Consider the following 24,336-nt stretch of genomic DNA (forward strand, 5'->3'; position numbering starts at 1 on the left):
AATCTTTTTTTAGACTGAAGACTAACTGTCTTTTATTGGCATATTCTGCAGGCAAATGAATATCCATAACTTCTTGGATGGTAGATTACTCCCTTATTGCGGATTCTTTCGAATTACCTTTTTCACTTTTGGAAATATATGTGCTAAAAGAATGGTTTTTCTTGTAAAAGGAGGAATTTGCTTTTTATTAAAGAAAATATATTAACATGATCTTGTTTATTGACAAGGATTGGGGGTAAATAAAAGTAACGAGATAATTAAATAATCATGAGGGCCGAATTGAGAGTTAAATGAGAATGGCAGGTATGTTTTTTCAATTAGAAAATGTGGTCTTAATGTATTACATAAAAAAATGAAATAGCTATAGTACAGCCTGAACAGGAAGTTTTAAAGGATTTTTTCAAATATCAAAAAGGGTATTCATTTTAAAAAAATTAGTGTATAATAAGGAACATGATATACTTATTTAAAATTATTTCAAATTAGAGTGGTACTTATGAATACTAATAGTAGATTTCCCCTCATAGATCACCGATTCTATATTTAGGGAGTGTGAGTAAGCATGGTAACATTATATACATCACCTAGTTGTACTTCATGCAGAAAAGCAAAAGCATGGTTAGAGGAACATGAGATTGGATATAAAGAAAGAAACATTTTTTCAGAACCGTTAACGATTGATGAGATTAAAGAAATTCTTCGAATGACAGAAGATGGTACCGATGAAATCATTTCAACACGGTCAAAAACTTTCCAAAAGTTAAACGTAAATTTAGAGAGCCTGCCTCTTCAAGAATTATATAAATTGATCAAGGAGAATCCTGGACTGTTGAGACGTCCAATTATCCTTGACGAGAAACGGCTTCAAGTTGGTTATAATGAAGATGAGATAAGACGATTTTTACCACGTAAAGTTCGTACCTTCCAATTACGGGAAGCACAACGTATGGTCAACTAATAAGGTCTTTCAAGCTCTGCCAGGAAATGTGCAGGGCTTTTTCTTTATACATATCCGATTTTCCGCTGATTTTTTTAACTTAATGACGGGGAACATAACAGGATTGATAGGCGACAGCGGTCGTTTCTTAGCTGCAACAGGTCCCTTGAACCGGTCATCATTTAAAGAAAAAATAAGAATGCAGCTCATCATGCCATGTATATAATATGACATTGACGGCAGTAAGAGTGAAATTTAATAAAGCATTATGATAGTTGCATGCGGATGTATTTTTTTATAGAATGAATGGAATATTAGGCAAACAATTGTTTTTTAGATAAGTAATGTTTTTTATTTCCCTTCTTCAAGGTTTTGTCATAAAATGATGTAAAATAGTCTGTTTTAATGACTATCATGATTTACAGTATTCACTTACGGGTAAAGAGCTTTTAAGAGCAATTTTCGCTTGGGGGTTATTATCCCTTCAAAATGAGAAAGGAAGGGAGAGGGGAATCATGGAAATCGAACGCATTAATGACGATACAGTAAAATTTTATATTTCCTATATAGATATTGAGGAAAGAGGCTTTGATCGCGAAGAAATTTGGTACAGCCGCGAGCGAAGTGAGGAACTTTTTTGGGAAATGATGGATGAAGTGCATCAGGAAGAAGAATTCATGATTGAAGGACCTTTATGGATTCAAGTTCAAGCCCTTGAAAAAGGCTTGGAAGTTTTGGTCACAAAAGCCCAGCTTGCCAAAGATGGTCAGAAACTCGAGCTGCCTCTTTCAGATGATAAGTTAAGGGATTTGAATGTATCAGACAAGATGGATACGCTTCTTGATCAACATTTTCATGGCAAAGATGAAGAAAGCGGTATGACATTCGAAGATGGTATGATTGAATTCATCACGACTTTCGAGGATTTCGAAGATGTCATTTCATTAAGCAAACGTCATGGCTTGGATGATTGGACGACTAAACTTTATGTTTATCAGAATAAATATTATCTTTATATCGAATTTTCCGAAGCGGAGATTGATGAGGAAGAAATCGATAATGTTCTAAGTCTTTTATTGGAATATAGCCAGGAGTCGCCTATAACGGTGCACATGCTTGAAGAGTACGGAAAGATAGTTATCGAAAATGATGTATTCACAACGGTCGATAAATATTTCGCATAGACTGTTGAGGCCGATTTCAGTAGAAATCGGCCTTTTCGTCTAAGGGGGTTTTTTTAGTGTTCCTGTGTTTGTTAATTGGAGGGAGTCTAGGTGAAGAATATAGTTGGCATCGGTCTGCTTATTCTCATGTTGGTCAGCACTTGGCATTTTCTGTTAAATGACGTTGATGGCGGGCTGATTTTTTATTCTAGCCTTATTTTGACCATTTTCTTGGTGATAATTGGATTCAACATTTTCCTCGAAAATCGAGATCCCATCCAGACCATAACATGGCTTGTTATTTTTTGCGCTTTCCCATTCATCGGTTTCATTTTTTACTTTTTGTTTGGCCGTAATTTTCGGAAAGATAGGATATTTCGCAAGAAGTATTTTTTGGATAAACAGACTTTCGTGAAAATAAGCGGCGAAGCGGGATATAATGAACGAATTATGGAAATGGGCGAGCACCCTCAGCAGTTAATCACTCTTGCAAATAGGCTGGGGAATAGCCCTGTATCATTTACGACCGAAACCAGGGTTTTACGGAATGGTGAGGAGACATTTTCCAATATCATCGAAGAATTAAAAAAAGCAAGACATCATATTCATTTAGAATATTATATTGTTAGGGATGACCGCATTGGCGGACTGCTAAAAGACATCTTGATACAAAAAGTAAAAGAAGGGGTAAAGGTCCGTTTTCTGTATGATGCGGTTGGTTCCTGGAAGTTAGCCCGATCTTATATCGATGAACTGAAGAATGCGGGAGCCGAAATGGTGGCCTTTGGTCCGTTGCATCTCCCTTTATTAAATAATAAATTCAACTTTCGCAACCATCGTAAAATAATTGTGATAGATGGCTCTGTCGGTTTCATCGGCGGCCTCAATATAGGGGATGAATATTTGGGACAAGACCAGAAATTCGGTTCTTGGCGGGATACGCATCTCATCATAAAGGGGGAAGCTGTCAGGACGTTACAGCTCATATTTCTGCAGGATTGGTATTATAGCACCAACAATAGTTTTTTAAGCGATGAATACCTCATGACCGGAATGCCGAACCATCACGGATATGGCGGAGTTCAATTGATTGGCGGAGGGCCGGATAGTGAATGGACGATCATTAAAAGCATTTTTTTTAAGATGATCACTTCAGCAGAAAAGTCCGTCTGGATTGCCTCCCCGTATTTCGTTCCTGATGACAATATCTTACAAGCGTTAAAGGTGGCTGCTTTAAGTGGTTTGGATGTCAGGCTTCTCGTCCCTAAGAACCCCGATAAACGTATCGTATTTCATGCTTCGAGAACTTATTTTCCCGAATTGCTTGCTTCTGGAGTTCGTATATTTCAATATAATGAAGGCTTCATGCATAGTAAAATCATCATAGTGGATGACCAAATGGCATCAATTGGGACAACCAATATCGATATGAGAAGCTTTCACCTGAATTTCGAGGTCAATGCATTTCTTTACCGGACGGAAAGTGCTCAGCAGCTGGTGAATGATTACATGGAAGATATAAAGGTATCCAAGGAAGTGGAGATTGATGAGTTTTCCAAACGGAATTTCGGTTTGAAATTATTGGAGTCCACTTGCCGATTGCTTTCACCCCTTCTTTAGATAGTAACTCTCTTTTATGCCGTTCAGGCATTTTTTTTTTTCACATTAAAAGGAATCCTAAGCGAACCAGGCGAATGTAGTGGGTGAGGAGGAGATGTATGCTAACTGCGATAAATAAAGAAGGGACTTGGATTACCCTCCCTGAAAAGATACCGGCAAACATGATTGATGACTGGAGAAAGTCAGCAGATTATTACTGTCCATGCTGCAAGATGGAATTGACCATCAAAGCGGGCAGTGTAAGGGTTCCGCATTTCGCCCATAAAAATAGTTCTTCATGCCGTGCTGCTTCAGAACCGGAATCCGCCTATCATTTAATGGGGAAAAGAAAATTGTTTCAGTGGTTTTTATCACATGGTTATCAAGTGGATCTAGAAGCCTACCTTCCCGAAATTAAGAAAAGAACTGATATTTTAGTGAGGATAGGAGGTAATCGTTATGCGATAGAATTTCAATGCTCAGTTATCCCCGAAGCGGAATTCATGGAAAGGTCAAGAGCCTATCAAAGCATAGGCATTAAACCAATCTGGATCCTCGCTGCAAAAAGCTTAAAAAGGAAAAGCTTTTATGAATTCAGTATATCCCGCTTCCAATGGCTCTTCGTCACCGGCAGCTTCCATCATCCGTTTCTTTGGATGTATTGCCCGGAAACTGATCATTTATCAGTATTGAAGAACCTCACTCCTTTTACCCCTAGAACCGTCTTTGCCGAATTGACAACAGCTTCTCTAAAGCTCCTTCCCCCTAGTCGGGCAGTGCCCCAAAACTGCTTTCGTTTCCCTTTTCTGCCTGTATGGAGATATAAACGAAAAGGCTGGTCGCTCCATCGAGTGAAAACAGCACGCAGATGCGATCCTTTTTTCGAAGCCCTATATTTACATCATATTTCACCTGCGACACTTCCAATTGAAGTGGGTGTTCCCGTCAGAGGGATGCTGTTGATCGAAACTGCCTCAATCGAATGGCAGGCATGGTTATACATGGATGCGTTTCAGGAGAAAAGAACAGGGGAAAAGATTTATATGGCTGATATTATCCGCATTTTTAGAAAGCGTTCAAAAAAAGGGGAAATAAAGTTCAGACCGTTGCCATTGCTTCATGAAAAAACCATCGAGTATCCTATTGATCAATATATCATGATTTTGGAACAATTGGGTTATTTATCAAAGCTGGAAGAAGGGGTTTTTAAAATTGAAAAGGAATTTACCCTTCCCTTCACCAGTGATCAAGCTCAAATTTTGGAAAAAGATTTCTATGATAAGCATAAATTGATGATGGAAAAGGGGAATATCCATTATAATCAGTGATGACATCTCAATTTATCTTGAATTCAGATGAAATGGCAGGATTATTTTTGTAAATGGAGAAATAGTAATAAGAACTGGGAATTAAACAGAATGAAGCATTGCAGTGTTCAATCCGGTTTAATGAGTTAGCCCAATGGCAAGTTTCTATAGAATGGGGAGGAATTTTTATGGCACAGGAAACAAAAACGAATACATTACCTTCAAGAAGTGAAATAGCTCCTGAAGATACGTGGAGACTGGAAGATATCTTCGCAACCGAGGAAGATTGGGAAGCTGCCTTCAAAGCGGTAAAGGAAGACCTCAAGAAAGCGGAGGCGCATAAAGGGACGTTGGGAGAAAGCGCAGAAAAGCTATTTGCGGCCCTCCAACTTCAAGATGAGGTTTTCGAGAAGCTAGGGAAAGTTTATTCTTATTCACATATGCGCAATGATCAAGATACAACCAATCCATTTTATCAAGGGATGGAGGATCGGGCAAAAGCTTTATACGCACAGGCAACGGCTGCGTTTTCATATATGGTTCCTGAACTATTGAGTATTGACGAAAGTAAAGTGGAAGGGTTTTTGGAAGAAAAAGAAGAATTGAAATTATATAAACATTCTTTAGAGGAAATTAATCTTCAGAGACCCCATATCCTATCAGCAGAGCAGGAAGAACTATTGGCACAGGCATCAGAAGTACTCGATGCATCGGGTAATACTTTCGGTATGCTTAACAATGCCGATCTGAAATTCCCGACCATCAAGGATGAAGAGGGAAATGAAGTGGAAATTACTCACGGAAGGTATATCAGATTTCTTGAGAGTGAAGATCGCCGTGTACGTGAGGAGGCATTTAAAGGGGTATACAGCAAGTACGGGGAGTTCCGTAATACATTTGCTTCAACACTGTCAGGTGAGGTGAAAAACCACAACTTCAATGCCACGGTTCGAAAATATGATTCAGCACGCCAAGCGGCTTTAAGTAATAATAACATTCCGGAGACCGTATACGATAATCTCGTTAAAACGGTCAACGACAACTTGCCATTACTGCACCGTTATCTTGATTTACGTAAAAAGGTACTGGAATTAGATGAACTTCATATGTATGATTTATTCACTCCTCTTGTTAAAGAAGTGAAGATGGAAGTGACATATGACGAGGCCAAAGATTATGTCCTTAAAGGTCTTGCTCCGCTAGGGGAGGACTATTTGAACGTTTTGAAAGAGGGATTTGAAAACCGTTGGGTCGATGTGCATGAGAACAAAGGGAAACGAAGCGGTGCCTATTCTTCGGGGACATACGGGACGAACCCTTATATTCTAATGAACTGGCAAAATAACGTCAATAACTTATTCACGCTCGTTCATGAGTTTGGGCATTCGGTCCATAGCTACTATACACGTAAACATCAGCCATATCCATACGGGAATTATTCAATTTTTGTAGCGGAAGTTGCATCCACTTGTAATGAAAACCTGTTGAATGATTATTTACTGAATTCGATCGAAGATGAAAAGAAACGCATCTATTTACTGAACCATTACCTGGAAGGCTTCCGTGGCACATTGTTCCGACAAACGATGTTTGCTGAGTTTGAACATACCATTCATTTAAAAGCTCAAAGTGGAGAAGCGTTGACGGCGGATATGCTTACTAAGGAATATTATGGGCTGAACAAGAAATACTTTGGCGAGAACGTGACCATTGATGAAGAAATCGGTTTGGAATGGGCTCGTATTCCACACTTCTACTATAATTACTATGTTTATCAATATGCAACTGGAATCAGTGCAGCAACAGCATTGAGTAAGCAAATCCTTGAAGAAGGAGAGCCTGCTGTCAAAAGGTACCTGGAGTTCCTGAAATCAGGAAGTTCCGATTATCCGATTGAAGTACTCAAAAAGGCCGGCGTCGATATGACAAAAGCCGAGCCTGTACAAGAAGCCATGAATGTATTCGAAGAAAAATTAAATGAGTTGGAAGAACTTTTGAATAAATAGGATGTGGATAGGACCCGGACACTTCGGGTCCTTTTCATCTTTATCTGGATGTCCGTCATAATCCTTTAAAACGATTTCTCTGATTTAAGCTATGAAGAATTATGAACAAAACAAAAAATAAAATAGGGGAGGTAAAATACAGAGGAATGAGGTCCATGATACCGAGTAGCTGGACAAATAGCGACCCCATCAAGAGTATGAGTAGAATAAAGCCTTTCAATTTGGTCACCTCCAACCTGGCAGCAGTAAAAACTCATCTGCTCATTATTAGATAGTATGTTTTAGAATAAGCAGTATTCTAAGAATATGACAATAATGTGAAGTCGCGCACAAAGTTCTTGCAAATAAGGTGTGTAATCTGCTATAGTACAGATATAGAAGTTATCACATCCCAAACATATACCCCTTTGTTTGTTCGTCGTGAAATTTCTCCTATCCCCTTAATCGTATAAATAGGTGAAAACCCCAGCAAATTTCGTGATTTGCCGGGGTTTTTCATGTCCATGAAATATAATGGTACCGGTAGTAATAAAAGTTGAACGTAAGCTGAATGAATAAAAAGAAATGTTTAGTTATTATTGTGACGCATTTCACAAATGGACTCAATCCCATACTAAATCAGCTATCAAAACACGTATGGCCTAAAAATTAAAACCGTCTCTTATTTAGCTATATATACTAGAAAGGATAATAAAAGACGAAAAATATATATTGTGAACAATTTGTGAAAAGTTACACATATGGTTGAAACATAAATGGGTTATCTGTTATATTATATATTGTGAAGTGAATCACAAACAAACTTATACCCCTTTGTTTGATCGTGAAAAAGTTCTCCCATCCCCTTATTTCTTATAATAAAAAAACCATGCAATCTTTTGATTTGCATGGTTTTTCCTTTTAAATATATAACAAAGAAGCAGTCAAATTCATGACTGCTTCTTTGTGTATCTCCAAAACGTTCCGTATTTAGCAGGAATTTTCTCTGCCAACTGTTTTAAAACAAGCTTTTTCATTTCCAACTCGACGGTATTCTTACTCATATTATAAACCGTTTCAATCTCCTTTGTGGCCACTAGTTTGAAACAGCTTAGAAATTCTTCGAGAGAGGGAGGGGGTGCGGGGGCTGGAAGACCATTCAGCATATCTTCTAAAATTTGAACATATACCTCGTAAGAATAGACACCTGAAACCTTTATTCCCTCTTCTTCAATATTTTGATTGAAAAAGACAAGGGAAGGTATTTCAGTCACTTCCATTTCACTTGTGATTTTCATGTCACATTGAAAGCCTTTTGCTGCACTGGAAGAATTGATGTCATAAAGGAATTCCTCCACATCCAAACCGACCATTTTGGCACATTCGGTCAAGACCTCGATATTGGATATATCCTTTTTACCTATGAATACATATTCTTGAAGCTGCCTTAAAAAACGAATGGCCAATTTACGGCCCTGCAATTCCGCTGCCTTTATTGCGATGGAAGCTGTATATGGAGAAGAGATTGGGTTTTCAGACCAAAGGCTCCCGTCGCAGGACATTCCCGAGCGGCTGGCTGTCTTTTCCCAAACTTGAGCAAGGTTTTCATAATTTTTATTTTTCCCCATATTAAGAGAATCGATTTTACCGCTTAAAACATGGCGTAAACTGAACAGTTGGCCATATTCTATCTGTAATTTCCTAATAATTGGTTCTAAGCCCCAGCATTCGGGACAAAGCGGATCAACAAAAACATAAATTTCAATTGGCTTTTTTCCTATTTCGTAGCAATGCTGCGTCTTGATCCAATCGGAAATATTGAAAACTGGTTTTTGTGCGCTCAACTGTCTTCTCCTTTCCCGTCAGTTCCGGATGTATTGATCATATGCTGTGCCGTCAAATAGAGGCGGTGATAGAAAAACTCCCTAATCTCACCTTCAAGGCCAACTTCGTCCATGGCTTGATACATGCATGAGAGCCATGCTTTCGCACGTTCTGGTGTAATTTCAAAAGGTATATGTCGAGCCCGCAACATAGGATGGCCATGCTCTTCGGTATATAAAGAGGGACCGCCTAAATATTGAGTCATAAATTGTTTTTGCTTACGGACCGTTTCAGTTAAATCGTCAGGGAATAGTGGCTGCAGATCCGGGTGTTGACTAACGTTGGAGTAAAACACATCAATTAATTTGTGTAATTGCCCTTCTCCAATTAATTCATATGGTGTAGGGTTCCCTTGCATCATGTTGATTACTCCTTTTAAAGAAAGATGGTTGATATTTAATCATATTTTATCAATGACGTACTGATATAACAAATATATAGCTTAAAGAAAATTTTACATCTGTAGTATGACACAAGGAAATGATCGAAGATGACAGCATTTGAGGAGCTTTACCATTTGTTCAAGGTGCGTGGAAGAAGCATATATAGACATGTAAAAAACTGACCCATCATAAATAAACAGGGTCAGCTTGCTTTAGCTTAAAAATGTGCCATAAACTTTTTGGACATAGTTCTGAGTTTCTTTAAAAGGAGGGATGCCGTTATATTTATCGACATTTCCTGGCCCAGCATTATATGCAGCAAGGGCAACCTGAATGTCCCCGTCATAACGTGCCATCATTTGACTTAAATATTTACTCCCGCCCATGATGTTTTGTTCTGGATCGGTTGCATCATCCACCCCAAGGCTTTTTGCAGTTGCTGGCATTAACTGCATAAGGCCGTTTGCACCCGCATAACTGGTGGCTTCAGGGTTGAAGTTCGATTCTTGTTTAATGACAGAGTTAATCAGTTTTTCCGGGAGATTATATAAACTTGCCGCCTGGCTGATGATATGATCATAGTTTGTTGCGTTTCCGCTGCTCTGATTGTTAGCATGGGCAGCGGAAATCGGGTTGATGTTCGATGTCAGGCCGATGGGTTGAAGAAAGGACTTCTTCGCTTCCGTTTCCACATTGGATAATAAGGAACCCAATGTCTGCGAAGCGCCTTCTAGAGCATCACTCGAAACCAATGCCGAGAGCATGTCCTGGAAAACGTATCGAGATGAATTTGTATTTTTGATGTTGCCGTTCGTGAATTGCTGGATTGCCTGCAATTCCATAAACGTTTTGAAATCTTCGATTTTCAAACTCTCCACCTCCGAATGGGTTCAAACAGGATTATTTTTGGAATTTGGCACGATAAAACCTCTTAACCTTATTTTCGGTTTCCCTTACCGGAATTTTAAGGGATTCAAGGAGGGTCAGGAAGTTTTCTTTCCCGGCTTTTGCATCCGACACTTCATATTCAAGCTCAAAGTCTTCCTGATTCAAATACGAACTATGGTCTAAAACGAGCAGACCCTCTTTGTAAGGAAATTCAAAACGGTCTGTCTGTAGTGTCCCAAAGCAGGTAAAGTCTTTTGGATCAATTCCGCACTCGAGGATAAGATGCCGGATCTCGCCACCAGGGAATATGTTATGTTTCAGGAAGCCATATGCGGTTTCTTCAGGAATATCTTGATTCGTTTCCAATAATCCTTCTTTAGCGGGCTGTTTTAAAGTCAGCTCGTATCGCCCATTTTTCTCCCTGATCCTAAGTGCAGAGTCTTGCTGTTTCAAAGAGAATCCAAGTGTATCGAAGTAATGGTTTTTCTGTGTTTTAAAGTTCGATGCCCCGACATGAAAGTATTCGATCAGTTGACGAAATTCTTTTTCGCTTAAGAGGTTTTTAAATTCAATTTCAATATGCTGGTTCATGTGTCCCATCCTTTCTCGCTTATTCTTAGGTTAATCATATAAGAACCATTCCAGCTGTCAAATTGAATTCAATAATTTTTTGCTATTGTACTTGAATTTTTAGGAATCAATTGCAGGATATGATAAAATATAAACGTTGAGCACGAGAATTGGTCAATCGTATATATAGAAATTTAATACATATTCTTTGCTAGAGAAAGATTTAAAAGGATCCAGTGGTGAATTGGCATAAAGTCATTTGGCTGCTGGGTTTAGGAGAGCGTTCTGCCCATACCAGAGTTGAACAGGCGCTTTTTAGATAGATATAGGTGGTGTGGCAATGGAGAGTTGGGACGATTTCTTGGCGCCTTATACTCAGGCTGTCGAAGAATTGAAGGTTAAGCTAAAGGGTTTAAGGAAACAGTTTGAGAGAGAGAATATTCACTCACCGATCGAATTTGTAACAGGCAGGGTAAAGCCGATTGTCAGCATATTGGATAAGGCGAGCCTAAAGGACATTCCCATTGATAAATTGGGAACTGAGATCCAGGATATTGCAGGGCTTCGCATGATGTGCCAGTTCGTGGATGATATCGAACAGGTGGTTGAACTTTTACGAGGTCGAAATGACTTCGAGATAGTCGAGGAGAGGAACTATATTTCCCATAAAAAAGCTAGCGGCTATCGTTCTTATCATGTTGTAATCCGCTATCCGGTCCAGACGATCCATGGCGAAAAGAATATCCTTGCCGAAATTCAAATCAGGACTCTTGCGATGAATTTTTGGGCGACGATTGAACATTCTTTAAATTATAAATATAAAGGCATTTTCCCGGAAGATATTCAACTGCGACTCAAACGTGCAGCTGAAGCTGCCTTCCTGCTTGATGCAGAGATGTCGCAAATCCGTACGGAAATCCAGGAAGCCCAGCGTCTTTTTTCCCGGAAGAAAGATTCTTGAACAAATAAATGGGTAAACGAGAAGAAATCTAAATTGAAGGTGGGATTACATGAAATTTGCGATTACGTCAAAAGGAGATGCGAAATCGAATACTTTAATGCAAAGGATGCGAACGTATCTTCAGGACTTTCATTTGGAATATGACGAAGATCAGCCGGATATTGTCATTTCTGTCGGTGGTGATGGCACTTTATTATATGCTTTTCACCGTTATAAGAATCGATTGGATAAAACTGCCTTTGTTGGAGTACATACAGGACATCTTGGGTTTTATGCAGATTGGACCCCTGATGAAATTGAAAAATTGGTGATAGCTTTAGCCAAAACCCCATTTCAAATAGTGGAATATCCACTGCTTGAAACGATTGTCCGTTATCAGCATGGAGGACGGGAAAACAGATTTTTGGCTTTGAATGAATCGACAGTCAAAAGTGTTGAAGGGACGCTCGTAATGGACGTTGAAATACGCGGCCAGCATTTCGAGACGTTCCGTGGAGATGGTTTATGCATTGCGACCCCATCTGGAAGCACGGCGTATAATAAGGCGCTTGGCGGGGCCATCGTCCATCCATCAATCGATGCCATCCAGATTACCGAATTGGCATCCATTAATAACCGGGTGTTTAGAACGGTAGGATCTCCACTTCTGCTGCCGGCACATCATACATGTATGTTCAGGCCGGTCAATGCGGTCAATTTTCAAATTACGGTCGACCATTTGTCCTTGCTTCAGGAAAATGTAAAGTCGATACAGTGCCGGGTGGCAGATGAAAAAATCCGATTTGCCAGATTCCGCCCTTTTCCTTTCTGGAAAAGAGTGCATGATTCATTTATTGCTAATTAAGGAGATAGACTCACCTCATGTCAAATCAAAACTTTTCTTTGACCTGGTCGGTTTCTGAAGAGGATTCTGGCTCTTTATTGCGAGAGTTTCTCAGCAAATGCGATATTTCAAAACGAGCATTAACGGATATTAAGTTTAAAGGTGGATATATCCGGTTGAACGGTGAAGAAGTAACCGTAAGGGAACGGATTGAAACAGGTGACACTGTCACCGTCATATTCCCGCCGGAGCAGGCAAGCGAAGGCCTTTTACCGGAACCGATCCCCCTGGATGTCAGGTATGAAGATGAGTTTGTATTGGTGGTGGCCAAACCCCCTTTCATGAATACCATTCCTTCCCGCGAGCATCCCAACGGCAGTCTGGCGAATGGCTTGGCGGGTTATTATAGGAAGACGGGAGTACAGGCGACGACCCATATAGTTACACGTCTTGACCGGGATACATCAGGTCTGGTTTTAATTGCCAAGCACCGGCATATCCATCACCTATTAAGTGAACAGCAAAAATCAGGACAGGTTAAACGGAGATACCAAGCCATAGCTGAGGGGATCGTTGAAGGACCTGTAGGAGAGATAGTGGCGCCAATCGGACGAAAATCGACCAGCATCATCGAACGGGAAGTTAGGGAGGATGGCCGACATGCCTGTACCCTATTTAAGGTATTGGCACACACAGAGTCCCATACATTCCTTGATTTGGAACTCCAAACAGGGCGTACGCATCAAATCAGGGTCCATATGGCTCATATTGGTCACCCGCTGGCTGGTGATGATTTATATGGAGGGAACAGGAGAGGTATACCTCGCCAAGCCCTGCATTGTTTTGAGCTGAAATTTTTACATCCTTTCACAAAGAAGATGATGTTGTTTCAAGAAGAGTTGCCAGAAGATATGTCCCGTTTGCTCGATGGAAGTAAAGGATGGCATTCCTGATTTTATAACGGGGCACATTAAAACGAACGATTCAGGATTTTGAAAAAAATCATGGACGCAAAAAAACTCACCAAGATGGCGAGTTTTTTTGGTTAATCAAAAGATGTCCTGAATTTTTCCGCTATATATGGCATGGTTGAAGGCACTTCTTGAAGATCCATTTCGGGATAACGGACAGCCGTCAGTTTTCCACCGAAGACGCAGCCTGTATCAATATTGTATGTATGATTGACTTGTCTAGCTTCAGGGACAGGTGTGTGGCCATATACGATCCAAGATTCCCCTTTGTATGATTTGGCCCAGTCTTTCCTGACCGGAGACCCATCCGGATGTTTGGAGCCATTTATATCACCATAGAGGACAAAGGTTTTTACTTTACTGCTATATTGACCAATATAGTCACTGCGAATTCCTGCATGGGCAATGATCAATCGCCCTTCATCCATGATTTGATAAAGTGGGGAGCGTTCATATAGATCCATGAATTTTTTTCGGATTTTCTTCTGCTCCCGACTGTTCAGTGATTCATATTCAGCTACAGTAGTTTCTAAACCGTGTGATATTTGTACTTTATTGCCTGAAAAATAACGATACAATTTATTGCAGTGGTTACCTGGGGCATACCTTGCTATATTTTGGTTAATGACTAATTCATGGACAACCTCGATTACTTGAAGGGAATTGGGGCCGCGATCGGTTAAATCCCCTACAAAGCCGAGAATCCTTCCAGAGGGATGTACAGGAACCCCAGTCTCCCATGTATAGCCCATTTTTTCGGTCAGCTGCCTGAATTCAGCGAAACATCCATGAATGTCCCCTATGATATCGATGTTCATTTGACACATCCTTTGTTTGTTTTGTATATGTTTATGGTATTAGTATAGTATTATTTAAAAAATAAAATATAAACGAAGAAATGAAAAATTTGTTTTAGGAGGTGTATGGTTATGGAGGAGATGAAGGACCGGGAGAGGGAGCGGGAGAGTAGTCAAGTGAATAACGAGTTTTTGCTTGAAGCGCTTAAAACGGAAAATCTAGATCAGTTCCGTACGGAGTTCCTCGAAATGCATCCTTATGATCAGGCTCAATTTTATACAAGCTTGTCAGATGAATTCAGATCCGTCATTTACACATATTTGTCACCGGAAGAAATGGCAGACCTTTTTGAGAATATAGAAATAGATGAAGAGGATTATGAAAGCCTGTTGGCTGAAATGAATCCTTCTTACGCAGCCGATATGCTTTCCCATATGTATGCGGATGATGCTGCTGACGTCCTGAATGAAATCAATGATGAGCAGGCCGTCAGCTATTTGACCATCATGGATGATGAAGCGGCAAGCGAAATCCAGGAACTTCTGAATTACGAGGAATCTACGGCAGGAAGTATCATGACGACAGAGTTCATTGCCATTGAAGCAAATGAAACGGCTCGATCAGCCATGCAGATCTTAAAAAGGGAAGCTCCGGATGCGGAAACGATATATTATGTGTTCGTTACCGATCAGGAAAAGAAGCTACTTGGTGTTTTATCGCTCAGGACTTTGATCATTGCAGATGAAGATGCTTTAATTGGTGATTTAATGGATGACAGGGTAGTTTCCGTACCTGTATCTGAAGACCAGGAAGAGGTGGCACGAAAAATAAGGGACTATAACTTCCTTGCCGTGCCGGTCGTCGATTTCCAGAACCATTTGTTAGGGATTATTACGGTTGATGATATCATTGATGTCATGGATGAAGAGGCATCCGATGATTATTCTAAACTCGCCGGTATATCTGATCTGGATCATGTTGATAAGAGTCCATTTTCAGCTGCAAAAAAACGGCTGCCATGGTTGGTCATCCTCTTGTTCTTAGGCTTGCTGACTGCGAGTTTGATCGGGCGATTCGAAGAGACACTAAGCCAAAAAGCGATTCTGGCTGTATTTATTCCATTGATTGGCGGCATGGCTGGAAATACAGGAACACAAGCATTGGCAGTGGCGGTCAGAGGAATCGCAACAGGTGAATTAGAACAGGAAAGCAAGTGGAAACTAGTCCTTCGAGAGGCTGGAACTGGCCTTATTATTGGTCTGACATGCGGAATTGCCATCATTTTCATCGTCTATTTTTGGCAAAAAGATTTAATGCTGGGGTTATTGGTCGGTATTTCGATTTTCATAACTCTGATCGTTGCCACACTTGCCGGTTCAATCGTCCCGCTTCTCATGCATAAAATGAAAATCGATCCAGCAGTAGCTTCAGGTCCTTTCATTACAACTATAAATGACCTTATCAGTATTCTTATTTATTTTGGATTAGCAACATTATTAATGGGTTATTTACTATAAGTCAAAGATGGCCCTCCTGGAGGGTCATTCCCAGAGGACTTTAGAAAACGGTGTTTTTATCAAAGGAAATTTGATATACTGTCATTGGTAGCAGGTACTAATAACTTGTATTAAAAATAGGAGGTCACATACGATGACTTTTTCATTAGAGGGAAAAACGTTTGTCATAATGGGTGTTGCGAATAAAAGAAGTATTGCTTGGGGAGTTGCCCGTTCCTTACATAAAGCAGGTGCAAAGATGATTTTCACTTACGGAAAAGACCGTACGGAAAAAAGCGTTAGGGAACTATCTTCTACATTGGAAGGGGAGCCCTCCATCATTTTACAATGTGATGTAACGAAGGATGAAAGCATTGATAAATGTTTTGCGACGATTAAGGAAGAAACAGGTATCATTCATGGCGTGGTACACAGTGTCGCATTCGCTAACAAGGAAGAACTGGACGGTGAGTTCGTCAATACGAGCCGTGAAGGGTTCTTGCTTGCCCATAATATCAGTTCATTTTCTTTAACAGCTGTAGCTAAAGCGGCGAAAGAAATCATGCCGGAAGGCGGCAGCATCGTCACAATGACGTATCTTGGCGGTGAACGGGTCATGCCTAATTATAATGTAATGGGAGTGGCTAAGGCTTCACTTGAAGCCAATGTCCGTTACCTATCAAGTGATCTTGGCAAAGATAACATTCGAGTGAATGCTATTTCAGCGGGACCTATCCGTACCCTATCCGCAAAAGGTGTTCGCGACTTTAATACCATTTTAAAGAAGATTGAAGAAGAAGCACCGCTTCGTCGTACAACGACACCAGAAGAAGTAGGGGATACGGCAGTATTTTTATTAAGTGACATGTCCCGTGGGATTACCGGGGAAAATATCCATGTGGATTCCGGTTACCATATAATCGGATGACAGTAAAAGAAGGGGACCGATATCGGTCCCCTTTTTTATTGATTTTCCACTCCTTTGTCTTTATGCCCTTCAAAGATAGGAGATAATTTTTGTTTACCGGTATCTTGAAGTTCTACCTCAACCCGAATTGATCTGAGCGTATCATCTTCCAAGGGGATCATTCCTTCGTTCTCAATTCTTTTCCAAGTATCATTTTCATTCCGATAAAGTATTTTAGAGAGTTTGAAGAGATCGATATCTCTTTTTTGCGTATATTGATATGTCTTTTTTATCTCTTTCTTGATTGAGCGTTTTATTTCTGATTCATATTGTTTACGCGTTATATCAATTTTCATCAATTCCACACTTGCCCTTATTTTCAGGTCCACATCAAATCGGACTTTGCCGTTTTTCTCGATTATAGGAGTGATTTTTGTCTTTTTATCGTAAAGGATGACAGATGTATCCTTTTTTGTTCCGGGGAAAAGGGTTATGCTATCACGAACGAAATCTTTATTGACTAAACGCCCTCCATTCATGACATTATTCGGCAGAAATTCTTTTATTTTATTATTGGAAATGATTGTTACACTTTCCATTAATAATGACTTCTTCTTTTTATCCTGACCGGTCCATTGCTCTGTTATTTTTAATTCTGGTATGGATACTTGATAAGCAGGTTCATCCAGTTGAATGATAATTTCTCTTAGATTAATGGGCGGGATGAAAGAACTTTGATGATAGTTATCATCCGGATCACTCAACTTTGAAAATGCCATGGAGATATTTTCAATGGGAGAAATGAGCATGGCATCTTTTATTGAATCTTTAGTCATGAAAAAGAACATCCGATAACGTGTTTCACGGTAACGGTCCAAAAAATCAACCGTATATTTGAGCCCGCCCATATTAAGCGCTTCTTCAGAAAAAATCACAAATGAGAGGTGTCCCCAATAAATACGGCGATCGGCCGTATGATATAAATTGAATAATGCTTCTTCCAAAGTGTTTCCAGTAGCTGTTCCAACATCAGCTGCGCTAAGTGAACTTGGGTCACCACCGGATTCCGATTTGGCTAATCCTTTCATATTTATTATTTGAAGGTGAACGAGGACCTTTCCGTTTTTATAATCGATACCTAAACCATTTGCATACATAAGGCGTTCAGGTTCATTGGAATCCCAACAGCCAGCTAGAACGAAAACACTTAATAAAAGAATGAAAGTGCATTTCATTTTCATTTATGTCCTTCCTCACCTTTCTTGGTAGGATCTTTTGAAGAAAAGATGGATGGTCGTCTTTTATCAAATGAGGGAGGAATGCGAAAAAGTGTTTTGACTATGTTGGACATACTCAAATTAGCGGAAACTTCCATATAAGGAACTCCTAATATCCGGATATTACTTACATATGCACATAAAAATAGAGCTAGTAGCATAAATGCGAAAAGTCCCAAAAATGAAGCGGATATAATGGCCACGAGTCTTATTAAGCTGATGACGCCAATGATCGATTGATTGACAAGAGTGAAAGTGGCAACAGCTGAGCCGGCAATGACAACAAGCATGGCCGGACTGGTTAAACCGGAACGGATGGCGGCATCCCCTATGATCAAGGCTCCCAATACACTTAATGTAGATCCAATCGAAGTGGGGAGACGCATCCCTGCTTCTTTGAAGATTTCAAAGACGATCACCATGGTAATTGCCTCCAGTGCGGTTGGAAGTGGCAGGCCCCTTCTGGACTCCACTACCGTTGCCAGCAATATCAGCGGTAGCTGGTCTTGATGAAAGGTTGTTAATGCGACCCAAAAACCAGGTAATAAAGCCGCAATAAAAATACCGAATAATCGAAGGGTCCTTTCAAATGAAGCATAAATGGACGGATATTCATTATCTTCGGATGTTTTTAAGACAATGAAGAGGTTGATTGGTGTAATCATTGTGTAGGCAACACCATCAATTAAAATTAAGAGCCTTCCTTTTAACAGGCATTGTACGGCAAAATCCGGCTTTCCCGAATAGTCATGCCTAGGGAAAAGTATCGATGGCTTTTCTTCAATCAATTCCATAAATTGATTACCGCCATATATCCCATCCACATCGATCGCTTCTATTTTTCGAGATATCTCCTGAACCATATCGAGATTGGAAATGTCGTCCATATATAAAACTGCGACTTTAGTCAAAGTTCGCTTGCCCACCTCGAAATATTTAACACTCAAGGAGTTTGTTCGCATTCGCTTACGGATTAAAGCGACGTTAATGGATAAATCTTCTATGAAATTATCTCTAGGGCCTTTAATCGTGACTTCGGCAGATGTTTCCTCAGGGTTGCGTTGGGGACGCTTAGAAATATTAGCGGATAATAAATATTCGAATCCCTCAATGAGAAGGATTAACTTCCCAGAGTAGATATCTGCAAATAACTCTTCTTTTGTGTTAACTTCGGCGAGTTGAGGAAGGTAAAGGGAGTCCTTTAACTCCTCAATCGTCAACTTCCCCTTTGGGTACTTTTGAAAAAATAATGTTAATCTTTCAAAAACAAGATTATTTAACAGTTCGGTATCGATAAGTCCTTCACATCCTATTAATGTGACTTTAAGGGGAAACTCATTACGATATAGACTGCTTTGGAAAAAAACATCTCCTGAATTTTGGAATATTTTTCTTAAATCGGATTCTTCTTTTATTTCAAGTTTTTCTATGTAATCCTTTTTACTTTTCGGCTTGGACAGTTGCTTTTTGGGTTTCTTGAACATCGGATGTGGGCCTCCTTTTGCTACGGTTGCTGGAGAAAACAAAAATACTTAAAAGGATGGAAACTGCTAAAAAGAACCAGAACGTAATCGGCATGACAAATGCTCCGATAATGTGATATAAAATTACATCACTGAAGCTGTATGCGTTGGCGACGATAAGTAAAATTGAATAGGCAAGTAGCAAAATCGTTTTGCTTCGCTTTTTTTTTATGGATAGCACTTCCAGTGATAAGAATAAGAAAAACGATACTCTTATGAAGGCTCCGGTTAACCATTGGTAAATCGAGAGGAAATCAAGATGCTCAATGAATCTGCCTAAAGTCACCAGTCCCCATTGTTCAAATGCCGGATACTTTTGTCTGGAAGCCTCCAGTGGACCGAACTCCGTAATGGAACCAATTAGGGGTCCAAGGATTAGCCAGGTGAGGATAATGGCATTTAATGTAAACACCTTGAATTTTAATTGGCCATGGACTTTCTGCTGCATGAATAATATGACAATCAACTCAATGAGTCCGGACAAAGGATAAATCATCCCAGAAACAACTGGAGACCAACCATTTTCCATAATGGGCTTTAATAGTGAAAAATCCTTAAATTGAATATTTGCGATCGCTACAAATATTCCAAAAACGATTACCGCAGTCAGTACGAATGTGTTCGTGATAACAATCGTTTGAATGTTAGTGGAAGCAAGAAAAAAACATAATCCCGTAAAAAGGATTATTTCGAGAATTGGTGGCGTTATGGGCAAATAGGAAACTTTTGTCCACACAATCATCTCTTTCAACGACACTGCAGCTAATGAAGCGAAAAAGATACTCGTGGCAATGGATAAAATTTTGCCTGATGCCATTCCGATATTCGTTTCCACCCATACAAATATGTTGGTCTGTCCGGTGGATTTGTGTATGTAAAACAAAAGTAAACACCATATCAATATCAATCCTAGAGCAAGCAGTACGGAAATCCATCCATCCCGTTTTGCACTTGGCAGTAAATGAGGAAGGATCGTGACATGATTTTTTAAACCGACAGCCGTGATCACGATTAAAGATAGTTGTACAGTTGAAATTTTTCCGCTTTTTTTCATCTTCGGAGCTCCTCCTTTAACAGCCATTATTTATTAGTTTTCTCCACTAATGCCCAACATATCCAAGCTTGGTTGATGTCCTTTTTTGAAGGAGTGTCACATCTCCAGCATAAAGAAGGGTGAGTTTCATATAAATGATACATAGAGCGGATATTCATTGTTTGCGAGAATCGGCATAAAGCTGCTTTCAACCCTATTCGAGAAAAAGAAGGAGGGGTATCATGGACGTGGGAAAAATTGGTGTGCCTTGTGCTGATGGAAAACAAACTATACAAAATACGCTGAAGAGACATATCAATTTACATGGAAAAAATATCAATACTTCATATACCGCCGAGGAATTGGTGGAGCTATTGTCCCGACTTCCAGCCTTTGCACCTAAGCCTGTTTGTAAGTTCATTATCAATGACCGTACACTATTCGGGAAATTGGAACAAAAAAAAGAATCCAGTTTGTTCATAAGGCATAAATTCGGGAAAAAAGTTGTCCAATACCAAATGGAACAGCTGCAGTCCGTGGATATTCTGAAATATTAAGGAGGGTTTTCATGTCAGGGAAAAATGGCGATAAGGAATCCAAACCACTTATATATGTCGATCAAGCAAAAATATCAGATCTGCGTGGAAATATGCAAAGTGATTTTCGAACGAAAAAGGCTAAACCTCAAGACAGCGCTGAGCCGGAACTTCAGGAAGAGGCCGAGCATAAAGAAGAAAAAATCGAACAGGTCAAACGCGAATTTGGTGTTTATGATGCCATGAAGGAAATTGAAAAAGAGATTACGGGATTAAGGAAAATCACGGAAGAATATGTCCCTGAGCAAGCTCCGGTTGAAAAAATGGAACATCCTGAACAAATAGAACAGGAAAATGAAAAGCCAGTTAAGAGAAAAAGGAAAAAGGTGGAGAAGAAAGAATCTTCCCGTGACATCATTTCCCGCCTATCCAATCATCAAGGTTTTCCAAAACCATTATGTGAGGCTGTAATTAACGGAGAAAAGCTTCGGTTTCATGTGTTGGGCATGAGAGGGGAATCAGTGAAAATTAAAAGAGGGAACCATATCCGTTTCGTGGGTCTGCCGGATATCATCGATGCCAAAATAATTGAAGAATCCAAGTGAAGGAGCAATATTAAATGTTTCCCCCACAAAGTGAATTTACCTTATTTATCATATTAGGCTTGGCTTCCTTCAGGCTGACACGCTTGATCGTTTTCGATAAAATCATGGAGCCGCTGCGCAGCCCCTTTTTTAAAGAGATAGAGGAAAAAAATGAAGAAGGAATTGTTGAAATATTTTTAATGCCCAAAGAAAAGGGTCTGCTGGGGTGGATGGGTCAATTGCTAAGTTGTTTTTGGTGTGTGGGTGTCTGGGTCAGCCTTTTTCTGGTTTTCCTTTATATCCAACATTGGTTTATAGGCGACGTACTGATATTGATCCTTGCCGTTGCAGCAGTAGGAGCGATAATTGAGGTCATAATCAGCAAAATTATGGACATTTGATTGGAAACAACTTGTCTTATCATTCATATAGTATGATATAGATCTTAAAGGAGGAGTCATGAATTGAATCAGAAACAGAATAATCCATGGGCATATGCAAAACCGATAAAAAAAGATCAGCCAATCAAAATCAAGAAAGATTGTGGCTGTAATAATAACAATAAAAATAAAGGCTATTGAGTGAAAAAACCCTTCCATTTTGGAAGGGTTTTTTATTTCCTAATCCTACCATTCATAAAAAAACCGTTAAACAAGAAAATAACAATAGAACGATAAATTAGGATGTGATTCTATGTTCAGACAAGGAAGATATTTTAAGGGAAGCTGGCTGATTTTTATAGTTGTTTTGTGTGTGCTTACGGCGTGCAGCAATCAGAATGATGGAAAAACGGAGAATTTCGCGATGATTAAACGTACGAATCCTGAACCGATGGATATCATTAATGGAATGGATGAGAAGGATGAAAAGGGACTGATTTCAAAGGTAAAGGAAACAGTTGCTAATGAAGACACAATCTATGATGTGATCGTCGTGAAAAACGGGAAAAAGATTATCGTCGCTTATAAAGTTAAGCACTTACAACGTTTTCATATGAAGAAAATCGAAAAGACTGTGACTGAAAATCTGGAAGAAAAGTTTCCAGAGAATGATTTTATTGTTTCAAGCGATTATAAAATCTTTTTGGAATCAGTAAGGTTGAACGAGTTACTCAAGGAAAAGGATGTTCCCGAGAAAAAGGCAAGGAAGAAGTTCAAGGAAATTGAAGAACTTCAAAAAGAATTAATTTAGAAGAGAGGTTCAACACATGAGCGGCAAGGATAAAACGACCCCAATACAGGATGCGTATCAAGAGCTTCAAGGGAAGCATGAAATTAAAAGACCAATAGTGAAGAATTGTTTGAAGGCCTTTTTAGTAGGTGGCATTTTCTGTATAGTGGGACAAGCCATTTCCTACTTCTATATTTATTTTTTCAACTTTACAGAGCAGACAGCTGGAGGTCCGACAACGGCTACCATGGTGTTTCTGGCCCTTTTGATGACCGGTTTCGGATTTTACGACCGCATTGGCCAGTTTGCTGGGGCAGGGAGTGCCGTCCCTGTCACTGGGTTCGGTAACGCAGTCATTTCTGCAGCAATCGAGCATCGGACGGAAGGTTTTGTACTTGGAGTTGGATCCAATATGTTTAAATTGGCCGGATCGGTTATTTTATTCGGAGTATTTTCAGCCTTTGTCGTGGCGTTGATAAAAACGATTTACCTAATGAGTGGGGGCTAAGCGGTGTTAAAGGGAAAACAAACATGGATGTTCACCAATAAACCGGTCATCTTGGAAACAGGGGTAACAGGGGGGCCATTTGAAGCTAATGGAGAAATCGCGGGAGATTTCGATATTCTTTACGACGATTTATGGATGGAGCAGGATTCATATGAGAAGGCTCATCGCCATTTGATGGAGAAAGCGGTAGAGCTTGCTTTGGAGAAAGGGGAGATTGACAAGGAGCAGGTACAGTTTTTCTTGGCTGGTGATTTAATCAATCAGGTTACACCGACAAGCTTTGCGGCAAGAACCAATGGAATTCCATATTTCGGCTTGTTTGGAGCCTGTTCCACATCGATGGAAGGTCTTGCTCTAGCTGCCTTCATCACTAATTATGGCGGGGCTAACTATGTGTTGACAGGTGCATCGAGCCACAATGCAGCTGTTGAAAAACAATTTCGCTATCCAACTGAATATGGCGGGCAAAAGCCACCTACAGCCCAATGGACGATAACAGGAGCAGGGGTGGCGCTGGTTGCTCCTAATGGAAGCAAGCAAGGGGAATATCCACATATTGTCTCGGCCACTATTGGTAAGGTCATTGACATGGGATTGAAAGATCCTTTCAACATGGGGGGAGCAATGGCCCCGGCTGCAGTCGATACGATACTTGCCCATTTCAAAGATACTGGTTTGACCCCGGATGATTATGATTTCATCATTACTGGGGATTTAGGTCAAATAGGGAGTGAGGCAGCCCATGACTTATTGAAACAAAAGGGCTGTAATATCAATCAGGAAAAATTCAAGGATTGCGGATTGATGATTTTTAAAAAGGACCAGCCTGTTTTGGCTGGCGGGAGCGGTGCGGGATGTTCGGCAGTCGTTTTATACGGTCATATATTAAATGAAATGATTTCCGGTAAATATAAAAAAATCCTGCTTGTCGCAACAGGAGCGTTATTGTCGCCGCTTTCTGTCCAGCAAAAAGATACGATTCCGTGCATCGCCCATGCAGTGTCCATTGAGTATGGGATGAATTCATGAAAAA

General features: G+C 40.0%; 25 protein-coding genes. 16 read left to right on the forward strand and 9 right to left on the reverse strand.

The features are described from left to right. The first annotated feature begins 562 nt into the window (after window positions 1-562). The 5 genes from spxA to pepF all read left to right on the forward strand — a co-directional run bounded on the left by spxA (window position 563) and on the right by pepF (window position 7,012). On the forward strand, window positions 563-958 hold the full coding sequence (gene spxA / locus AC2YHV_RS07895) for a transcriptional regulator SpxA (RefSeq protein ID WP_034314502.1): 396 nt from the start codon (window positions 563-565) through the stop codon (window positions 956-958). Window positions 959-1,452: 494 nt separating this feature from the next. After that, complete coding sequence (gene mecA, locus AC2YHV_RS07900) at window positions 1,453-2,121, forward strand: adaptor protein MecA (RefSeq protein ID WP_034314498.1); 669 nt, start codon at window positions 1,453-1,455, stop codon at window positions 2,119-2,121. 90 nt (window positions 2,122-2,211) lie between these two features. Continuing rightward, a complete protein-coding gene (gene cls, locus AC2YHV_RS07905) occupies window positions 2,212-3,720 on the forward strand; it encodes a cardiolipin synthase (protein WP_095679615.1) in 1,509 nt (502 codons plus the stop codon). A 98-nt stretch (window positions 3,721-3,818) separates the two neighbouring features. Beyond that, complete coding sequence (locus AC2YHV_RS07910) at window positions 3,819-5,027, forward strand: competence protein CoiA (protein WP_487372989.1); 1,209 nt, start codon at window positions 3,819-3,821, stop codon at window positions 5,025-5,027. Window positions 5,028-5,194: 167 nt separating this feature from the next. After that, the gene (gene pepF, locus AC2YHV_RS07915) at window positions 5,195-7,012 is read left to right on the forward strand and encodes an oligoendopeptidase F (RefSeq protein ID WP_487372990.1); all 1,818 of its coding nucleotides are present in this window, start codon (window positions 5,195-5,197) and stop codon (window positions 7,010-7,012) included. Between the two features lie 55 nt (window positions 7,013-7,067). Here pepF and AC2YHV_RS07920 read toward each other — a convergent pair whose 3' ends face one another. The 5 genes from AC2YHV_RS07920 to AC2YHV_RS07940 form a co-directional block, all read right to left on the reverse strand. After that, window positions 7,068-7,202, reverse strand: a complete 135-nt coding sequence (locus tag AC2YHV_RS07920; RefSeq protein WP_487373089.1) for a hypothetical protein — start codon at window positions 7,200-7,202, stop codon at window positions 7,068-7,070. 739 nt (window positions 7,203-7,941) lie between these two features. After that, window positions 7,942-8,835, reverse strand: coding sequence for a ClpXP adapter SpxH family protein (locus tag AC2YHV_RS07925; RefSeq protein ID WP_082201283.1), 894 nt, complete (start codon window positions 8,833-8,835; stop codon window positions 7,942-7,944). Continuing rightward, complete coding sequence (locus AC2YHV_RS07930; protein ID WP_057278893.1) at window positions 8,832-9,236, reverse strand: globin domain-containing protein; 405 nt, start codon at window positions 9,234-9,236, stop codon at window positions 8,832-8,834. The genes AC2YHV_RS07925 and AC2YHV_RS07930 overlap by 4 nt, the downstream gene beginning before the upstream one ends. A 234-nt stretch (window positions 9,237-9,470) precedes the next feature. Continuing rightward, a complete protein-coding gene (locus AC2YHV_RS07935; RefSeq protein ID WP_487372991.1) occupies window positions 9,471-10,136 on the reverse strand; it encodes a lytic transglycosylase domain-containing protein in 666 nt (221 codons plus the stop codon). Window positions 10,137-10,158: 22 nt separating this feature from the next. Beyond that, on the reverse strand, window positions 10,159-10,737 hold the full coding sequence (locus AC2YHV_RS07940; RefSeq protein ID WP_057278895.1) for a CYTH domain-containing protein: 579 nt from the start codon (window positions 10,735-10,737) through the stop codon (window positions 10,159-10,161). Window positions 10,738-11,056: 319 nt separating this feature from the next. Here AC2YHV_RS07940 and yjbM point away from each other — a divergent pair, with 319 nt between their 5' ends. The 3 genes from yjbM to AC2YHV_RS07955 are packed head-to-tail and all read left to right on the forward strand — an operon-like array spanning window position 11,057 to window position 13,453. Continuing rightward, complete coding sequence (gene yjbM, locus AC2YHV_RS07945; protein WP_034314484.1) at window positions 11,057-11,677, forward strand: GTP diphosphokinase; 621 nt, start codon at window positions 11,057-11,059, stop codon at window positions 11,675-11,677. Window positions 11,678-11,726: 49 nt separating this feature from the next. Next, window positions 11,727-12,521 carry an NAD kinase gene (locus AC2YHV_RS07950; RefSeq protein ID WP_034314482.1) on the forward strand — a complete coding sequence of 265 codons (795 nt, stop codon included), beginning with the start codon at window positions 11,727-11,729 and terminating at the stop codon, window positions 12,519-12,521. Between the two features lie 17 nt (window positions 12,522-12,538). Beyond that, window positions 12,539-13,453 (forward strand): RluA family pseudouridine synthase, encoded by a 915-nt coding sequence (locus AC2YHV_RS07955; RefSeq protein WP_487372992.1) that lies wholly within the window; start codon window positions 12,539-12,541, stop codon window positions 13,451-13,453. 92 nt (window positions 13,454-13,545) lie between these two features. Here AC2YHV_RS07955 and prpE read toward each other — a convergent pair whose 3' ends face one another. Then, window positions 13,546-14,289 (reverse strand): bis(5'-nucleosyl)-tetraphosphatase PrpE, encoded by a 744-nt coding sequence (gene prpE / locus AC2YHV_RS07960; protein ID WP_057278897.1) that lies wholly within the window; start codon window positions 14,287-14,289, stop codon window positions 13,546-13,548. Between the two features lie 120 nt (window positions 14,290-14,409). Between prpE and mgtE the strand changes: the two genes are divergently transcribed. Further along, window positions 14,410-15,786, forward strand: coding sequence for a magnesium transporter (gene mgtE, locus AC2YHV_RS07965; RefSeq protein WP_034315491.1), 1,377 nt, complete (start codon window positions 14,410-14,412; stop codon window positions 15,784-15,786). Window positions 15,787-15,919: 133 nt separating this feature from the next. Next, on the forward strand, window positions 15,920-16,693 hold the full coding sequence (gene fabI, locus AC2YHV_RS07970; protein ID WP_098185134.1) for an enoyl-ACP reductase FabI: 774 nt from the start codon (window positions 15,920-15,922) through the stop codon (window positions 16,691-16,693). Between the two features lie 35 nt (window positions 16,694-16,728). On the opposite strand, the gene AC2YHV_RS07975 is transcribed toward fabI, so the two are convergent. Genes AC2YHV_RS07975 through AC2YHV_RS07985 form a run of 3 tightly spaced genes read right to left on the reverse strand, consistent with a single transcriptional unit; the run spans window position 16,729 to window position 20,526 of the window. Then, on the reverse strand, window positions 16,729-17,913 hold the full coding sequence (locus AC2YHV_RS07975) for a Ger(x)C family spore germination protein (protein WP_487372993.1): 1,185 nt from the start codon (window positions 17,911-17,913) through the stop codon (window positions 16,729-16,731). Further along, window positions 17,910-19,433, reverse strand: a complete 1,524-nt coding sequence (locus AC2YHV_RS07980; protein ID WP_487372994.1) for a spore germination protein — start codon at window positions 19,431-19,433, stop codon at window positions 17,910-17,912. The genes AC2YHV_RS07975 and AC2YHV_RS07980 overlap by 4 nt, the downstream gene beginning before the upstream one ends. After that, window positions 19,390-20,526, reverse strand: coding sequence for a GerAB/ArcD/ProY family transporter (locus AC2YHV_RS07985; RefSeq protein ID WP_487372995.1), 1,137 nt, complete (start codon window positions 20,524-20,526; stop codon window positions 19,390-19,392). Before AC2YHV_RS07985 ends, AC2YHV_RS07980 begins: the two co-directional genes overlap by 44 nt. Window positions 20,527-20,747: 221 nt before the next feature. Between AC2YHV_RS07985 and AC2YHV_RS07990 the strand changes: the two genes are divergently transcribed. The 6 genes from AC2YHV_RS07990 (at window position 20,748) to spoVAD (ending at window position 24,332) form a co-directional block, all read left to right on the forward strand. Beyond that, window positions 20,748-21,062 carry a hypothetical protein gene (locus AC2YHV_RS07990; protein ID WP_475470423.1) on the forward strand — a complete coding sequence of 105 codons (315 nt, stop codon included), beginning with the start codon at window positions 20,748-20,750 and terminating at the stop codon, window positions 21,060-21,062. 11 nt (window positions 21,063-21,073) lie between these two features. Continuing rightward, window positions 21,074-21,646 carry a hypothetical protein gene (locus AC2YHV_RS07995; RefSeq protein WP_098185133.1) on the forward strand — a complete coding sequence of 191 codons (573 nt, stop codon included), beginning with the start codon at window positions 21,074-21,076 and terminating at the stop codon, window positions 21,644-21,646. 14 nt (window positions 21,647-21,660) lie between these two features. After that, window positions 21,661-22,026 carry a DUF1360 domain-containing protein gene (locus tag AC2YHV_RS08000; RefSeq protein ID WP_487372996.1) on the forward strand — a complete coding sequence of 122 codons (366 nt, stop codon included), beginning with the start codon at window positions 21,661-21,663 and terminating at the stop codon, window positions 22,024-22,026. Between the two features lie 292 nt (window positions 22,027-22,318). Further along, window positions 22,319-22,816: a YhcN/YlaJ family sporulation lipoprotein gene (locus AC2YHV_RS08005; RefSeq protein WP_057278901.1), complete on the forward strand. Its 498-nt coding sequence runs from the start codon at window positions 22,319-22,321 to the stop codon at window positions 22,814-22,816. Between the two features lie 16 nt (window positions 22,817-22,832). Then, complete coding sequence (gene spoVAC, locus AC2YHV_RS08010) at window positions 22,833-23,303, forward strand: stage V sporulation protein AC (RefSeq protein ID WP_063577048.1); 471 nt, start codon at window positions 22,833-22,835, stop codon at window positions 23,301-23,303. Between the two features lie 3 nt (window positions 23,304-23,306). Next, a complete protein-coding gene (gene spoVAD, locus AC2YHV_RS08015; protein WP_063577047.1) occupies window positions 23,307-24,332 on the forward strand; it encodes a stage V sporulation protein AD in 1,026 nt (341 codons plus the stop codon). The last annotated feature ends 4 nt before the right edge of the window (window positions 24,333-24,336 follow it).

This window comes from Peribacillus sp. SRI_006 (assembly GCF_057586375.1).

Excerpts from the sequence above, each read along its gene's own strand:
- AC2YHV_RS07930 (WP_057278893.1), bottom strand. The coding sequence starts at position 9,236 with ATGATGCAAGGGAACCCTACACCATATGAATTAATTGGAGAAGGGCAA.
- AC2YHV_RS07940 (WP_057278895.1), bottom strand. The coding sequence starts at position 10,737 with ATGAACCAGCATATTGAAATTGAATTTAAAAACCTCTTAAGCGAAAAA.
- AC2YHV_RS07990 (WP_475470423.1), top strand. The coding sequence starts at position 20,748 with ATGGACGTGGGAAAAATTGGTGTGCCTTGTGCTGATGGAAAACAAACT.
- AC2YHV_RS07975 (WP_487372993.1), bottom strand. The coding sequence starts at position 17,913 with ATGAAAATGAAATGCACTTTCATTCTTTTATTAAGTGTTTTCGTTCTA.
- AC2YHV_RS07955 (WP_487372992.1), top strand. The coding sequence starts at position 12,539 with ATGTCAAATCAAAACTTTTCTTTGACCTGGTCGGTTTCTGAAGAGGAT.
- prpE (WP_057278897.1), bottom strand. The coding sequence starts at position 14,289 with ATGAACATCGATATCATAGGGGACATTCATGGATGTTTCGCTGAATTC.
- AC2YHV_RS08005 (WP_057278901.1), top strand. The coding sequence starts at position 22,319 with ATGTTCAGACAAGGAAGATATTTTAAGGGAAGCTGGCTGATTTTTATA.
- AC2YHV_RS07985 (WP_487372995.1), bottom strand. The coding sequence starts at position 20,526 with ATGAAAAAAAGCGGAAAAATTTCAACTGTACAACTATCTTTAATCGTG.
- spxA (WP_034314502.1), top strand. The coding sequence starts at position 563 with ATGGTAACATTATATACATCACCTAGTTGTACTTCATGCAGAAAAGCA.
- mgtE (WP_034315491.1), top strand. The coding sequence starts at position 14,410 with ATGAAGGACCGGGAGAGGGAGCGGGAGAGTAGTCAAGTGAATAACGAG.
- mecA (WP_034314498.1), top strand. The coding sequence starts at position 1,453 with ATGGAAATCGAACGCATTAATGACGATACAGTAAAATTTTATATTTCC.
- AC2YHV_RS07920 (WP_487373089.1), bottom strand. The coding sequence starts at position 7,202 with ATGGGGTCGCTATTTGTCCAGCTACTCGGTATCATGGACCTCATTCCT.
- yjbM (WP_034314484.1), top strand. The coding sequence starts at position 11,057 with ATGGAGAGTTGGGACGATTTCTTGGCGCCTTATACTCAGGCTGTCGAA.
- AC2YHV_RS07995 (WP_098185133.1), top strand. The coding sequence starts at position 21,074 with ATGTCAGGGAAAAATGGCGATAAGGAATCCAAACCACTTATATATGTC.
- AC2YHV_RS07950 (WP_034314482.1), top strand. The coding sequence starts at position 11,727 with ATGAAATTTGCGATTACGTCAAAAGGAGATGCGAAATCGAATACTTTA.
- AC2YHV_RS08000 (WP_487372996.1), top strand. The coding sequence starts at position 21,661 with ATGTTTCCCCCACAAAGTGAATTTACCTTATTTATCATATTAGGCTTG.
- AC2YHV_RS07910 (WP_487372989.1), top strand. The coding sequence starts at position 3,819 with ATGCTAACTGCGATAAATAAAGAAGGGACTTGGATTACCCTCCCTGAA.
- AC2YHV_RS07980 (WP_487372994.1), bottom strand. The coding sequence starts at position 19,433 with ATGTTCAAGAAACCCAAAAAGCAACTGTCCAAGCCGAAAAGTAAAAAG.
- fabI (WP_098185134.1), top strand. The coding sequence starts at position 15,920 with ATGACTTTTTCATTAGAGGGAAAAACGTTTGTCATAATGGGTGTTGCG.
- pepF (WP_487372990.1), top strand. The coding sequence starts at position 5,195 with ATGGCACAGGAAACAAAAACGAATACATTACCTTCAAGAAGTGAAATA.
- spoVAC (WP_063577048.1), top strand. The coding sequence starts at position 22,833 with ATGAGCGGCAAGGATAAAACGACCCCAATACAGGATGCGTATCAAGAG.